Here is a 12,807-nt window from a genome sequence, read left to right on the forward strand (position 1 = left end):
GGCTCACGGGCTCAATCGCTCCCAGCTCTCGTCCATCTGATTGCGGAACCACGTCATTTGCCGCTTGGCATATTGCCGCGTCGCGGCCGCTCCGGTTTCAAGAACGTCGGCGCGCGTCATCTCGCCCTTCAGCATCGCAGCGATCTGCGATACGCCGATTGCCTTCATGACAGGCACCTCCGGCGGCAGATCGAGAGCCAGTAAGGCCCGCACCTCGTCGTCGGCACCCATCGCCAGCATCTTTTCGAAGCGGTTGTTGATGCGCTCATGCAACAAGGCCCGCTCCGGCAGCACCACGATCTTTCGCGCGCGATCCGGATCGATGACCATCGGCCCGGTCTTGCCCTGAAAGGCCGCAATCGACCGGCCCGTCGCCTCGACCACTTCGAGCGCGCGAACGATGCGCTGCCCGTCCTGCGGCTTCAACGCTTCGGCAACGGCACCGTCGCGTTGCGAAAGCTCGCGGTGCAGCGTTTCCGCCCCTTCCGCCAGCAACCGGCCGCGAAGACGATTGCGAACCTCGGGCGGAATCTCGGGCATGTCGGAAAGTCCGCCCGTCAGCGCCTTGAAATAGAGTCCCGTACCGCCGACGAATACAGGCATGCGCCCCTCGCCGCGAAGGCGCTCGACCAGTGCGCCCGCCTCGCGCAGCCAGGCGCCGGTGGAATAGGCCTGCCCCGCCAGAACCTGGCCATAGAGATGGTGCGGAATGCCCTCCATATCGGCTTCGGAGGGCCGCGCGGTCAGCACGCGCAAGGTGTCGTAAACCTGCATGCTGTCGGCATTGATGACGACGCCATCATGCGAACGAGCCAATTCAACCGCCAGCGCGGACTTGCCGCTCGCGGTCGGCCCGGTTATCAGGATCGCGTCGATATTGCTCATAAGGTTTCTGCTCATGGCCTTCGTTGCCACGCTTATTGCCAATCCGTCAAACCCCGTTCTTGTTCCGGCCATCGCCGAACAGGCGGCCGAAGCCGTCAAGGCGTCCGGGCTCTACTGGCTGGCCGACGGCATTGCCTGCGATATCGCGCTACGCGACGATACAGATCTGCAGGCAGCCGAGGCCAACATTCTGGCCGCGATCGGCGATGAACCGATAGACCTGGTGATCCAGGAAACGGAAAGCCGCCGCAAGAAGCTGCTGATTGCCGACATGGACTCCACCATGATCGGCCAGGAGTGCATCGACGAACTGGCAGCCGAGGTCGGCCTGAAGGACAGGGTTGCCAATATCACCGCCCGCGCCATGAATGGCGAGATTGCCTTCGAGCCGGCCCTGCGCGAGCGCGTGGCCTTATTGAAGGGATTGCCGCTGTCCGTGGTCGACGATGTCATTGCCAGACGCATCACCTTGACGCCGGGCGGCCCCGAACTGATCGCCACCATGAAGGCGAAGGGCCATTACACGGCGCTCGTTTCCGGCGGCTTCACCGTCTTCACCACCCGGATCGGCGCCACGCTCGGCTTCGACGAAAACCGGGCCAATATCCTGCTGGAAGAAAACGGCATACTTACCGGCTTCGTCGAGGAACCGATCCTCGGCAAGCAGGCCAAGGTGGACGCGCTGAACGACATCGCCGCGAAGCTCGGTATTTCCGCGGATGACGCTTTGGCCGTCGGCGACGGCGCCAACGACCTCGGCATGCTTCAGCTTGCCGGCTCCGGCGTCGCACTTCACGCCAAGCCGACGGTCTCGGCGCAGGCCGGAATGCGTATCGACCACGGCGACCTGACCGCCCTGCTCTACATCCAGGGCTATCGCAAGACGGACTTCATCAAACCATAGACCGGCGCAGGTCGCTGACATCGGGGTACAAAGATGATCATCACCGAAACCGACCGCCTCATCATCCGCAACTGGCGCGAGACGGATCGCGATCTGGCCTACGAAATCAACTCCGACGAAGCGGTCATGGAATTCTTTCCGTTTCGCCGCAATCGTGAAGAAGCGAACATCTTCTTCGATCGCATTCACGCGATGATCGCCGAAACCGGGCTTGGCTTCTTTGCTTTGGAGGAAAAGGCGACCGGCACAACGATCGGTTTTTGCGGGCTGGCGCGTGTCGATCATCTCGAACCCCACGTCGCCAAAGGCACACTGGAAATCGGCTGGCGGCTGGCCGCGCGTTTCTGGGGCAAGGGCTTCGTGACCGAGGCGGCACGCGCGCTCCTCGCCCATGCGTTCGAGCGGCTCGGCGCCGGCGAGATCGTTTCCTTCGCCGTCCGGAACAATGTAAGGTCGACGGCGGTGATGGAGCGGATCGGCATGCATCGCGTCGAGGGCGGCGATTTCTATCACCCGAACGTCCCGGATACTCACCCTCATCTGAAGCGCCATGTGCTTTATCGCCTCACGGCCGCCGAATGGCGCTCCGGGCGATGACCTTCATCGAAACGCCGCGATTGATGCTACGGCCATGCCTGGAAGAAGATCGCGAGCTGTTCCATGAACTCAGCGCCGATCCGGCCGTCCTTGAGTTCTTTCCCTTCCGCCGCAGCCGCGAAGATGCCGATGCCGTCTTCGACCTGATCAGGAACGCCACACCCGAACCCGGTTTCGATCTTCTCGTCATGGTGCTGAGGGATAGCCGCGAGGCAATCGGGTTCTGCGGGCTGTCCAGATTACGGATCGAGCCTCTTTTACCGAAAGATGCCGTCGAAATCGGCTGGCGGATCTCAGCATGCCATTGGGGCAAAGGCTATGCGACCGAGGCCGGCATGGCGCTTGTGCGCAACGCCTTCGATGTCCTGACGCTCGAAGAAATTCTGTCGATCGCGGTGCACGATAACAAGCGCGCTCTGGCGGTGATGCGCAGGATCGGTATGCAGCCCGATCCTGCCTGCGATTTCGACCATCCGCAAATTCCGGATACGCATCCGCACCTGAAGCCGCACCGCGTCTATCGCCTGAGCGCCGCCGAATGGCGCGCGCAGCACGGGCAATAAGGCAAGGCCTGAATTTACTCCAGCGCAACGGCGATGAAGCGCAAGTCACCATTCGGAGACGCGATCATCATCTGTGCGTTACGGCGGCCTTCGCGCTTCAGCGAAGCCACTTTCTCGGAAGCGGCACTCGGGGTCTGCACGAATTCCTGCGCGACCTCGACGATGACATCGCCGGGCTTCAGTCCTTTTTCGGCCGCAGCGGAACCCGGCGCCACTTCGGTGACGACGACGCCGTCGACGCTATCGGCAATACCGAAGCTCTTGCGGTTCTCGGCCGACAGTGTCGCGAGTTTCATGCCCAGTATGTTCGAGGTCGCCTGGGCCGGTGGCTGAGCCTGAGGAGATTGCTGCGGATCCTCGCCCTGATCCTGTCCATCCATGCCGTCATCGCTGCCCTCGTCGCCGTCGTCGGGATTGATGACGCCACCGTTGTTGCCGTTGTCGTCGGGCGCGAGTTGCGGCTTCTTGTTCTTTTCGGTGCTGGCCGCGGCCGCCTGATCGCTGTCCTCCAGCCGGCCCAGCGTGACCTTGACGGTCTGCTCCTTGCCGTCGCGGTAGATAACGACATCGACTTCCTTGCCGACAGGGCTTTCGGCAACAACGCGCGGCAGATCGCGCATCTCGTCCACATCCTTGCCGTCGAATTTCAGGATGACGTCGCCCGCCTTGATCGAGCCGTTGTCGACGGGGCCGCCCTTGATGACCCCGGCCACCAGCGCGCCCTTGGCGTCGGCAAGGCCGAGGCTGTTGGCGACATCGTCCGTCACCGGCTGGATACGCACGCCGAGCCAGCCCCGGCGCGTCTCGCCGAAGTCTCTGAGCTGATCGACCACACCCTGCGCCAGCTCGGACGGAACGGCAAAGCCGATACCGATCGAACCGCCGCTCGGGGAGATGATGGCGGTGTTGATGCCGATCACCTCGCCCTTCATGTTGAAGAGCGGACCGCCGGAATTGCCCTTGTTGATCGCGGCGTCCGTCTGGATGAAATTGTCATAGGGGCCGGCGTTGATGTTGCGGCCCCGCGCCGAGACGATGCCGATGGTCACGGAGCCGCCAAGACCGAAGGGATTGCCGATCGCCATCACCCAATCGCCGATCCGCATCTTCGAGGAATCGCCGAACTTCACTGCCGTCAGCGGATGCTTCGACTCGACCTTGAGGACCGAAAGATCGGTCTTCGTATCGGTGCCGATGAGCTTCGCCTTCAGCTTGGTGCCGTTGGGGAAGATGACCTCGATATCGTCGGCGCCTTCGATGACGTGATTGTTGGTGACGATGTAGCCGGCCGGATCGATGACGAAGCCGGAGCCGAGCGAGCTCACCTTGCGGTTGCTGTTGTCGTCTTTCTTGTTGTTGAAGAAGTCGTTGAAGTAGTCCTGGTAGGGCGAATTGTCCGGCACCTTCGGCGTCGCCGGCCCGTCGCCCTCGTCCTTCACCTTCTGCGATGTGGAAATATTGACGACCGCGTCGAGCAATCCGGAAGCGAGATCGGCAACAGAAGCCGGCCCGGCGCTCATCGCCGGGTTCATCGTGACCGTGGGGGATGCTGCTGGCGGCGTCTGGTTGCCGGTGGTGGCCGGCGCCTGTGCACCTGCGGCCGCCCCGCTATTCTGCGCCTGTGCGTAAGCCTGTTCGGTGACGCCCACAACGGGGCCAGCAATCAGCGCAATGCTCGCGAGCAAGGCAAACGAACGGCCGAAAGGCAGGCGATTGGTCGAAGCCATCAGGCATCCTCATCGAGAAAGGGAAAACTTGTATAAGCATCAACATAAGGCGGAATGATGAAGCGTGAAATCACCTTTTTGCGAAATCCCCGGACCTCGGCGCCGCTGTTGCCGGCATGGTAAAGGTGATGCAAGCCGTCATAAAGAAAAGGGCCGCCCGAAGGCAGCCCTTTCATTTCCTGAACTGACGGCTTAGTTCGCAGGCGCCGTCGGATTGGCAAGCGCCGGCGCCGCGGAATTGGGCGCGGAGCCCGCAGGGCTGTCGAAGAACTTGAAGAAGTCCGACTTGCTGGGAGGCAGAACCAGCGTCTTGCCGCCCGAGCCAAGCGCCTTGTTGTAGGCGGCCATCGAGCGATAGAACTCGTAGAAGTTCGGATCGCGCTGCGATGCATCGGCAAAGATGCCGTTGCGCTCGGCTTCACCCTGACCGCGAAGGATTTCCGAATCCTTCTGCGCATCCGCGACGATCTCGACGACCTGACGATCCGCGATCGCGCGGCGGCGCTGGCCTTCTTCGTTACCGCGGGCACGGATCAGTTCGGCTTCCGCCAGACGTTCGGCCTTCATGCGGTCGTAGGTCTGCTGCGACACTTCCTGCGTCAGGTCGGTGCGGCGGATGCGGACGTCCTCGATATTGAGGCCGAGCGTTTCCGCATCGCGATGCAGGTCGTCACGCACTTCCGTCATCATGGACGCACGCTCGCTGGAGAGAGCCGCATCGAAGCTGCGCAGACCGTAGACACGGCGCAGCGAGGCATCGAGGCGGGTTCTGAGACGAGATTCCGCCGCATCGCGGTCACCCGACACCGTTTCCCGGAACTTCCGGGCATCGGCGATCTTGTAGACGACGAAAGCATCGACTTCGTAGAACTTGCCGCCCGAGACCTGAACGCGGATGTTGTCCAGATCGAAGCGCAGTTCCTGCTGCTGGATGTATTGAACGCGATCGGCATCCATGAAGGCGAAAGGCAGCTTGAAATACAAGCCCGGCTCCGTCTTGACCTCGCGGATCTGGCCGAAGCGCAGGACGATGGCCTGTTCGCGGGCATTGACCACGAACACCGACGAATAGACGAGTAGCAATATCACCGCGAGCGCGATGAGAATGGCTGGCAAACGGCTGGACGTCATTATTTGGCCTCCGGCTGAGTTGCAGAGGCGGGCGTGCCTGCCTGCGTCGCGGGCTGCTTGCCGATTTCATTCAGCGGCAGGTAAGGCACGACGCCCTGCTTGTCGTCGATGATGATGCTGTTGGAATTGCCGATGACGGACTCCATGGTTTCAAGGAACAGCCGCTTGCGGGTCACTTCCGGAGCCTTGACGTATTCGTCGTAGATGGAGATGAAGCGCTGCGCCTCACCCTGGGCTTCCTTCACGATACGATCCTTGTAGGCCGCAGCTTCTTCGCGAATCTGCGCCGCGCGACCGCGGGCCTGACCGAGCTTCTGGTTGGCGTATTGATTGGCCTCTTCCACCTGCTGGTCTTCGTTCTGCTCGGCACGCTGCACTTCGTCGAACGCGTCTGCGACCTCGCGCGGCGGCGACACGTCTTCGATCGGCACGGCATTGATGGAAATGCCGGCACCGTAGCGGTCCATCGTATCCTGGATGATGTTTCTCACCTGCACCGCGATTTCCTGACGGTTGTCACGATAGATGTCCTGTGCAGGACGCCGGCCGACGATCTCGCGCATGGCGCTTTCGGCCACCTGCTGCAGTGTTTCGTCAGGGCTTTCGACGTTGAAGAGATAGGATTGCGGATTGGTCACGGCATAGAGGACCGAGAACTGCACGTTGACGATGTTCTGATCGCCCGTCAGCATCAGGCCGGCAGTCGAACCGGCGCTGGAGCGTCCGCCGATGTTTCGCTGCTGTTCCGTGATCTTCACGAATTCGACGCGGTCTATCGGCCAGAAATGGAAATGCAGGCCGGGCATCGAGACTTCTTCGCGCGGCTTGCCGAAGCGCAGTTCCACGCCGCGCTCGTCCGGCTGCACAGTATAGATGCACTGGATCAGCCAGAAAACGGCGATTACAGCGATGATGATGAGGACGACGCCCGCATTGAAGCCACCAGGCACAAAGCCTTTCAATCGGTCCTGACCGCGACGAATAATATCCTCGAGATCCGGAGGCCCTCCGTTGCCGCTTCCCCGCGGCCGGTTCGGTCCTTGCCCCCAAGGTCCCTGATTATTTCCGCCGCCACCGCCGCCCCATGGGCCACCGCCGCCGCCATTCTGATTGCTCCAAGGCATCAAAACCTCTTTGTTTGTTGACTCCCAGCATCGCGCCGAATCCACGGACCTCATGGCTCGAAATCCGCAGGCGGCAGCGATTGTTTCCCGTTATAGGTATCGAAGCACCTGCTTTCAACGCGACTTCAGGAAGTTCGTCGGATTCATTGGAAAATATTTGCTTTTCGGGGGCAGCTTTTATGTTTTTCGCTTGGAATAGCTAACGAACCGCGTCGGATAAGTGTCCTTCTCTCCAGCCGGCACGGCCAACTCGCTATCGGCCTGCCAGATGCCGGGATCGATCTTTGGAAAGGCCGTGTCGCCCTCCACATCCGCCTCGACATGGGTCACCAGCAACCGGTCGGCCAGACCGATCGCCTGCCGATAGATTTCACCGCCGCCAATGATGCAGATTTCGTCGACATCGCTCTCCCGGGCAAGGCGGGACGCAGCCTCGATCGCCTCGGCCAGCGAATGCACCACCGCTATCCCCTCGGCAGAGAAACCGGTATCGCGGCTGATGACGACATTTGGCCGGCCCGGCAGCGGCTTGCCGATCGACTGAAAGGTCTTGCGCCCCATGATGACCGGCTTGCCCAGGGTCATCGCCTTGAAGCGCTTGAGATCGGATGACAACCGCCAGGGCATATCGCCATCGCGCCCGATGATGCCGTTGCGCGATACGGCAACGACGATGGTTTTGATCGGTTGGGTCATGCGTCTCCCTCAGGCTATCTCACCGGCGCCGAAGCGAGTCGGCGCGAAGACTTTACATCATGATGGTCACGACGGGAGGTGAAAGGCGTCCCGTCCCAAGCACCGCCGCATTAGGCGCCACTATTGAGCTCATCGAGCTGGTCGGCCAAAAGCCCTCCATCTTCCCGATCCTTCGCCATCTTCCTATAGAGCCCGGCCATGCCCCTGAATATCAGCGCGGCGGGATCGTCCTTGCCGAGGAAATCCGAAATCTCCTCCATCTCAGCAACCCAGCGATAGGCTTTGGGATACATGTCCGGAATGCCATGGACCAGCTTCGCATAGAGATCGGGCACGCTTTCCTGAAGCTCGCGTTTCAGAGCCTCATCGGCGCCCGAGTGGATCGCGGCCAGCAGCATGGCCGTGCCGAGACCGGTTACGCCTTTGTTGATACCGGCGTAGCACATCTTCAATGCGGAGGCCGCGCCGATCGACCCCTCGATGCGGCGGACCTGCAGTCCGTGCTCCACCAGCACGCCGCTATCGTTGGCCTCATCGCCGCTGACGTAGAGTTTCGGCCCCTTCTGCCCGGGTTTCGGCGGTCCGCCGACAATGGAGCCGTCGAGAACTACGCCGCAGTCGCTACCGAAGATCGCCGCAACCTCGGCCATGGTCCTCGGGGAAATCGCGTTACAGTCCATGAACGTCGTCCGTCTACCTGTCCGGCGTAGCTCGACGGCGATCTGCTCGGCCACGGCAACGGCCTCGGCGGGCGGCACGATGGACAGAATGAGGCGTGATGCGGCCACGGCATCCAGGCCGACCGGCTCCATGCCAGCCGCTTTCGCCCGCTGTATGGTCGAAGCCGATCGCCCCTCGAGATAGGTGACCACCCTCGCCCCATTTTCGACCAGGCGTCCGGCGATGGCGCTGCCCATCGCGCCGGCTCCGATGACTGCGATCTCCACGGCCAATCTCCTTCTTCGCATGGGGAAGTCGGCAGCATATCGTCTATCCCTCGACCGGACGAGCAGAATGCCGTGCAGTAACGCTAAGTTTAGCGTCCGCCCTTATCCGCTGCGAAGAACGAGGACGGCGTAGGTGCACGGTTCTTGGCTTTCATTCCTGAAGACGCAATCCGTCGGCGGACCGAGCTCCAGGCAGTCGCCCGCCGTCATGAAATGACTGACTTCGCCTTCGAGAAAGGTCAGCCGTCCCTCCAGCACCCAGATAAGCTGCCGCATGAATGCGTAAGCCGATGCGGGCATCGGCACTTCCGCTCCCGCGGGCAATTCGATGCGGACGAGGTCCAGCGGCAGATCGGATTTCGGGGAGACGTGCCGGCGTTCATAGCCTGTCTGCGGATCGATCCAGACGGGTTGCTCTTCCTTCCTGAGAAACCGGCCCTGCTGCATCTCCGCGCGCGCCATCAAAGCGGACATGCTCAAGCTGAAGGCGCCGGAAAGCTTGCCGAGCAGCATCGCCGTCGGGCTGCTCTCGCCACGCTCGATCTTGTGGATCATGGCGCGGGAAACGGCTGAGCGCCCGGCCAGCTCCGTCAACGACCAGCCTCGGCTCTCGCGTTCTATGCGGATGCGGGCGCCAATGCGCCTGTCGATATCATCAAGTTGAGACATGCGTGTTACTATAGTAGACGCCCATGCGAATGGCAATCGACCCGACTACCTCGTTGAGCAACTCGCGTGGACAAACTCGACGACGCAAAGGCAAACCTGCCATCCAATCGAAAAATCATACTCTGCTGAAATCAAGCGATATTTCGCAAATATGGGAATGACCTCAACTATCAGAACGACTTTTGGCTCGCCAAAGTCCATGTAACAATATAGTGGACAGACATACAAATCGGTGTATGACAGGCGACACCAGAAACGACAGATCCATCCAGTCTAGTGGATGGTCAACGGAGCCGCCGATGCAAATTCGCGATGCGAGAGAGGAAGATCTCGCCGGAATAACCGCGATCTACAACGATGCCGTCGCCAATACCGCCGCGATCTGGAACGAGACGCAGGTCGATATCGACAACCGCAGGCGATGGCTGCAGGATCGGCACAAACTGGGCTATCCGGTGCTGGTGGCTGTCGGCGATCACGGCGATGTGGTCGGCTACGCCTCGTTCGGCGACTGGCGCGCCTTCGACGGTTATCGCCATACGGTCGAACATTCCGTCTATGTCCGCAACGACCAATACCGAGGCGGCATCGGCAAGGCGCTCATGATCGAGCTGATCGAGCGCGCCCGCGCGATCGGAAAACATGCCATGGTCGCCGGCATCGAGGCTGGCAATGCCGCCTCGATCAGGCTTCACGAAAAGCTCGGCTTCCAGCAGGTGGGCCTTCTTCCGGAGGTCGGCACCAAATTCGGCCGCTGGCTCGACCTGGCATTCTTGCAGCTGCTCCTCGATCGGCGCACGGAGCCCGATTCCGGGCCGACCGCCTAGACCGCGACTTCGGCCGCGATCGCGGCATGCGGCTCGTATCCCAGAACCTCGAAATCCTCGATGCGATAGCCGTCGATGCTGTCGGGCCGGCGCAGCAGGCGTAAGGTCGGGAATGGCCGCGGCTCGCGGCTGAGCTGTTCGCGGATCGCATCCAGGTGGTTGAGATAGAGGTGCACGTCGCCGCCGGACCAAACCACCTCGCCGACATCCATATCGACCTGCTGCGCAACCATGGCCAGCAAGGCCGCCTGCTGGCAGATATTGAACGGATTGCCCAGGAACAGGTCGCAGGAGCGCTGGAAGACCATCAGGCTCAGTCGCGGGCGCTTCCCTTCCTCGGCGGCCGATATGTTCGACACATGAAACTGGTAGACCATATGGCACGGATGCAGCGCCATATCGCCAAGTTCGCCGACATTCCAGGCATGAAAGATCATGCGGCGGCTGCTGGGATTGGTCTTGAGATCGCTGATCACCGAGGCGACCTGGTCATGCACCCGCCCCTCGGCATCACGCCATTGCCGCCACTGCTTCCCGTAGACCGGGCCGAGATCACCCCATTGGAGCGCGAAAGCCTCATCCTCCAGAACCCGCTTCTCGAAGGCCACCTGATCGATATCCTCTCCGGTGGCCTTGCGATATTTCGCCAGCGGCCAGTCCGTCCAGATCCGCACGTTCTCCCTCAGGAGATTGCGGATGTTGGTATCACCGGTCAGAAACCAGAGCATTTCCTTGACGGCGAGCTTCCAGTAGACGCGCTTCGTCGTGAAGATCGGGATCTGCCCCTTGGAAAGGTCGAAGCGCATCATCGCGCCGAGGCCGCTCAGCGTGCCGACGCCGGTCCGGTCGATCCGGCGGTCACCGTGCTCGAGCAGGTGCGCCATCAGGTCGAGATATTGATACTCCGGGTGACGAGCCATCTTCCGCTCCGAAATCGCTTGAAGTTTCCGGATGGCGCGGTTGCCGTCAGCGGCTGCCCGCCGCCGCGTGCCCGGCCGATTCCTTGTTTGGCGATTTTAGTGACAAGCCGGCACAAAACCAACCGCGCCGCTACATAATACAGGAAAATCTCGCAGCCTCGCGCTCAAACCGATGTTTCCGCGAAGCATTTATGACAATTCCCCTTCCCTTCGCCTGCAGAAAACACTATATCAGCCATGCCGGTCTTCGGGCCGGCTATGGCGATAAATGAGCGGTGTAATAAACCTATTGGACCCGGGGGCGGTACCCGGCGCCTCCACCAAAAACCGGCCGGCAAACTTGCGACAGACCGGCTTTTGATGGGGGCGAAACAGGATCGACAAGGGTGTAAAGATCGACTTTTTGCTCGGCATTGTACCACCGTTATCGGGCTAAAATTGTAGTTGCAAACGACAACTATGCGGAAGCTCGTCTCGCTGCTTAATCGCGGTGTGACACTTCAAATAAAGTCCTAAGGGGTCGCACTCTTAGGCGGGGTTCGAAGGCACCTGGCAACAGAAGCCTTCACCTTCTTCTCCAGTGCTATATTATAGGTGACCAAGCGATGACTCGCGCATAGGGCTTTTCCGGCGGCGTTCAGCGTGGCATAAGCCTTAAAAAAACATGGCCAACGAAAGACAGGAAAGCATGGGGCAGGATCATATCCGCTACGACATTTTGGCACAGGACGCCCTGCGTGGAGTGATCCGCAAGGTGTTGACCGAGGTCGGCGCCGCAGGCCGACTGCCCGGCGACCATCATTTCTTCATCACCTTTCTGACAGGCGCTCCCGGCGTACGCATTTCGCAGCACCTCAAGGCGAAATATCCGGAGCAGATGACCATCGTCATCCAGCATCAGTTCTGGGATCTGAAAATTACCGAGAGCCAGTTCGAGATCGGCCTGTCTTTCTCCGACGTGCCGGAAAAGCTGGTAATCCCCTTCAACGCCATCCGCGGTTTCTACGACCCTTCCGTCAACTTCGAGCTGGAATTCGACGTGCCGCTGGCCGACGAGGACGAAGTCTCCTCCAGCGAAATCACCGCCTATCCGGTGCCGGTCGAGGGCGAAGAAGCGCCGGCGGCAGCCGCCAAGGAAGGCGAGGAAAAGAAGCCGGGATCGGTCGTCTCTCTCGACGCATTCCGCAAGAAGCAGTAGGCATGATGGGGGGAGCATTCGCTTCCCCTTCGCATATCAGCCACGGGGAGATCGATGAGCGCCGAAATCGTCAATCTGCGTCAGTTTCGCAAGAAGCAGGCCCGCTCGGACAAGGAAAAACAGGCCGAGCAGAATCGCATCAGCTTCGGGCGGACCAAGACGGAAAAGAACCTGACGAAAGCACTCAACGAGAAGACTGCAAAAACCCATGAAGCAGGCCGGATCGAAACCCCGGAGACCGACGACTAGTTACTTGCCCGACATAAAAATCTTCCGAAATCAGTTGCTTACTCCTGCATTTTGAATCAGTTTTACAAATATCCCTCCATTTACGATTTTTGATCGATCCGCCGATGATCCGCAAACATTCCGCGACGCTGCATGGCCATCGCACGAGCTTTTCCCTTGAGGATGCCTTCTGGACAGAACTGAAGGCTATCGCCAATGCGCGCGGCACATCGCTTGCGGCGCTGATCTCCGAGATCGACGACGGCCGCGAGGCCGGCAGCAATCTCTCCTCCGCGCTGCGCCTCTATGTCCTCAGATGGCTGAAGGATCGCAATTAAGCGATTGCAGGAAGGCGCACCGCGGTCTTGCAGGCGCGTCCGACCGACCCGGC

General features: G+C 60.7%; 16 protein-coding genes and 1 other RNA gene. 8 read left to right on the forward strand and 9 right to left on the reverse strand.

Translation table 11 applies throughout. The features are described from left to right. Nucleotides 1-3 precede the first annotated feature (3 nt). The gene (gene miaA, locus GR212_RS16495) at nucleotides 4-885 is read right to left on the reverse strand and encodes a tRNA (adenosine(37)-N6)-dimethylallyltransferase MiaA (RefSeq protein WP_163987651.1); all 882 of its coding nucleotides are present in this window, start codon (nucleotides 883-885) and stop codon (nucleotides 4-6) included. A 13-nt stretch (nucleotides 886-898) separates the two neighbouring features. Between miaA and serB the strand changes: the two genes are divergently transcribed. Genes serB through GR212_RS16510 form a run of 3 tightly spaced genes read left to right on the forward strand, consistent with a single transcriptional unit; the run spans nucleotide 899 to nucleotide 2,949 of the window. Beyond that, a complete protein-coding gene (serB, locus tag GR212_RS16500) occupies nucleotides 899-1,789 on the forward strand; it encodes a phosphoserine phosphatase SerB (RefSeq protein ID WP_163987652.1) in 891 nt (296 codons plus the stop codon). A gap of 33 nt (nucleotides 1,790-1,822) precedes the next feature. Further along, the gene (locus GR212_RS16505) at nucleotides 1,823-2,386 is read left to right on the forward strand and encodes a GNAT family N-acetyltransferase (RefSeq protein WP_163987653.1); all 564 of its coding nucleotides are present in this window, start codon (nucleotides 1,823-1,825) and stop codon (nucleotides 2,384-2,386) included. Next, nucleotides 2,383-2,949 (forward strand): GNAT family N-acetyltransferase, encoded by a 567-nt coding sequence (locus GR212_RS16510; RefSeq protein WP_163987654.1) that lies wholly within the window; start codon nucleotides 2,383-2,385, stop codon nucleotides 2,947-2,949. Before GR212_RS16505 ends, GR212_RS16510 begins: the two co-directional genes overlap by 4 nt. A gap of 14 nt (nucleotides 2,950-2,963) precedes the next feature. Here the strand turns inward: GR212_RS16510 and GR212_RS16515 are convergent, their stop codons facing one another. The 7 genes from GR212_RS16515 to GR212_RS16545 form a co-directional block, all read right to left on the reverse strand. Then, nucleotides 2,964-4,676 carry a DegQ family serine endoprotease gene (locus GR212_RS16515; protein ID WP_163987655.1) on the reverse strand — a complete coding sequence of 571 codons (1,713 nt, stop codon included), beginning with the start codon at nucleotides 4,674-4,676 and terminating at the stop codon, nucleotides 2,964-2,966. After that, nucleotides 4,676-4,852, reverse strand: coding sequence for a hypothetical protein (locus GR212_RS16520; protein ID WP_163987656.1), 177 nt, complete (start codon nucleotides 4,850-4,852; stop codon nucleotides 4,676-4,678). Before GR212_RS16520 ends, GR212_RS16515 begins: the two co-directional genes overlap by 1 nt. A 16-nt stretch (nucleotides 4,853-4,868) precedes the next feature. Further along, on the reverse strand, nucleotides 4,869-5,807 hold the full coding sequence (gene hflC / locus GR212_RS16525; protein WP_163987657.1) for a protease modulator HflC: 939 nt from the start codon (nucleotides 5,805-5,807) through the stop codon (nucleotides 4,869-4,871). Beyond that, on the reverse strand, nucleotides 5,807-6,931 hold the full coding sequence (gene hflK, locus GR212_RS16530) for an FtsH protease activity modulator HflK (RefSeq protein WP_163987658.1): 1,125 nt from the start codon (nucleotides 6,929-6,931) through the stop codon (nucleotides 5,807-5,809). The genes hflC and hflK overlap by 1 nt, the downstream gene beginning before the upstream one ends. A 177-nt stretch (nucleotides 6,932-7,108) precedes the next feature. Beyond that, complete coding sequence (locus GR212_RS16535; RefSeq protein ID WP_163987659.1) at nucleotides 7,109-7,627, reverse strand: dihydrofolate reductase; 519 nt, start codon at nucleotides 7,625-7,627, stop codon at nucleotides 7,109-7,111. Nucleotides 7,628-7,737: 110 nt separating this feature from the next. Continuing rightward, nucleotides 7,738-8,574, reverse strand: coding sequence for a DUF1932 domain-containing protein (locus tag GR212_RS16540; protein WP_163987660.1), 837 nt, complete (start codon nucleotides 8,572-8,574; stop codon nucleotides 7,738-7,740). Nucleotides 8,575-8,676: 102 nt separating this feature from the next. After that, nucleotides 8,677-9,243, reverse strand: coding sequence for a helix-turn-helix domain-containing protein (locus GR212_RS16545; protein ID WP_163987661.1), 567 nt, complete (start codon nucleotides 9,241-9,243; stop codon nucleotides 8,677-8,679). Between the two features lie 299 nt (nucleotides 9,244-9,542). On the opposite strand from GR212_RS16545, the gene GR212_RS16550 reads away from it, so the two are divergent. Further along, nucleotides 9,543-10,070: a GNAT family N-acetyltransferase gene (locus tag GR212_RS16550; protein WP_163987662.1), complete on the forward strand. Its 528-nt coding sequence runs from the start codon at nucleotides 9,543-9,545 to the stop codon at nucleotides 10,068-10,070. Here the strand turns inward: GR212_RS16550 and GR212_RS16555 are convergent. After that, nucleotides 10,067-10,990: a thymidylate synthase gene (locus tag GR212_RS16555; protein WP_163987663.1), complete on the reverse strand. Its 924-nt coding sequence runs from the start codon at nucleotides 10,988-10,990 to the stop codon at nucleotides 10,067-10,069. The two genes, GR212_RS16550 and GR212_RS16555, sit on opposite strands and share 4 nt — an antisense overlap. Before the next feature lie 200 nt (nucleotides 10,991-11,190). Between GR212_RS16555 and ssrA the strand changes: the two genes are divergently transcribed. From ssrA to GR212_RS16575, 4 genes are all read left to right on the forward strand, one after another. After that, nucleotides 11,191-11,560: a transfer-messenger RNA gene (gene ssrA, locus GR212_RS16560) on the forward strand. A 118-nt stretch (nucleotides 11,561-11,678) separates the two neighbouring features. Continuing rightward, complete coding sequence (locus GR212_RS16565; protein WP_163987757.1) at nucleotides 11,679-12,188, forward strand: SspB family protein; 510 nt, start codon at nucleotides 11,679-11,681, stop codon at nucleotides 12,186-12,188. Between the two features lie 54 nt (nucleotides 12,189-12,242). Beyond that, on the forward strand, nucleotides 12,243-12,437 hold the full coding sequence (locus GR212_RS16570) for a DUF4169 family protein (RefSeq protein ID WP_163987664.1): 195 nt from the start codon (nucleotides 12,243-12,245) through the stop codon (nucleotides 12,435-12,437). 104 nt (nucleotides 12,438-12,541) lie between these two features. Then, the gene (locus GR212_RS16575; protein WP_163987665.1) at nucleotides 12,542-12,754 is read left to right on the forward strand and encodes a ribbon-helix-helix domain-containing protein; all 213 of its coding nucleotides are present in this window, start codon (nucleotides 12,542-12,544) and stop codon (nucleotides 12,752-12,754) included. Nucleotides 12,755-12,807: the final 53 nt, after the last annotated feature.

It is taken from the genome of Martinezella lusitana, from assembly GCF_010668395.1.
GTDB classification, from domain to species: Bacteria; Pseudomonadota; Alphaproteobacteria; order Rhizobiales; family Rhizobiaceae; genus Rhizobium; species Rhizobium lusitanum_A.

Excerpts from the sequence above, each read along its gene's own strand:
- GR212_RS16520 (WP_163987656.1), bottom strand. The coding sequence starts at position 4,852 with ATGAAAGGGCTGCCTTCGGGCGGCCCTTTTCTTTATGACGGCTTGCAT.
- GR212_RS16545 (WP_163987661.1), bottom strand. The coding sequence starts at position 9,243 with ATGTCTCAACTTGATGATATCGACAGGCGCATTGGCGCCCGCATCCGC.
- hflK (WP_163987658.1), bottom strand. The coding sequence starts at position 6,931 with ATGCCTTGGAGCAATCAGAATGGCGGCGGCGGTGGCCCATGGGGCGGC.
- hflC (WP_163987657.1), bottom strand. The coding sequence starts at position 5,807 with ATGACGTCCAGCCGTTTGCCAGCCATTCTCATCGCGCTCGCGGTGATA.
- GR212_RS16555 (WP_163987663.1), bottom strand. The coding sequence starts at position 10,990 with ATGGCTCGTCACCCGGAGTATCAATATCTCGACCTGATGGCGCACCTG.
- serB (WP_163987652.1), top strand. The coding sequence starts at position 899 with ATGGCCTTCGTTGCCACGCTTATTGCCAATCCGTCAAACCCCGTTCTT.
- GR212_RS16515 (WP_163987655.1), bottom strand. The coding sequence starts at position 4,676 with ATGGCTTCGACCAATCGCCTGCCTTTCGGCCGTTCGTTTGCCTTGCTC.
- GR212_RS16550 (WP_163987662.1), top strand. The coding sequence starts at position 9,543 with ATGCAAATTCGCGATGCGAGAGAGGAAGATCTCGCCGGAATAACCGCG.
- GR212_RS16535 (WP_163987659.1), bottom strand. The coding sequence starts at position 7,627 with ATGACCCAACCGATCAAAACCATCGTCGTTGCCGTATCGCGCAACGGC.
- miaA (WP_163987651.1), bottom strand. The coding sequence starts at position 885 with ATGAGCAATATCGACGCGATCCTGATAACCGGGCCGACCGCGAGCGGC.
- GR212_RS16575 (WP_163987665.1), top strand. The coding sequence starts at position 12,542 with ATGATCCGCAAACATTCCGCGACGCTGCATGGCCATCGCACGAGCTTT.
- GR212_RS16505 (WP_163987653.1), top strand. The coding sequence starts at position 1,823 with ATGATCATCACCGAAACCGACCGCCTCATCATCCGCAACTGGCGCGAG.
- GR212_RS16510 (WP_163987654.1), top strand. The coding sequence starts at position 2,383 with ATGACCTTCATCGAAACGCCGCGATTGATGCTACGGCCATGCCTGGAA.
- GR212_RS16570 (WP_163987664.1), top strand. The coding sequence starts at position 12,243 with ATGAGCGCCGAAATCGTCAATCTGCGTCAGTTTCGCAAGAAGCAGGCC.
- GR212_RS16565 (WP_163987757.1), top strand. The coding sequence starts at position 11,679 with ATGGGGCAGGATCATATCCGCTACGACATTTTGGCACAGGACGCCCTG.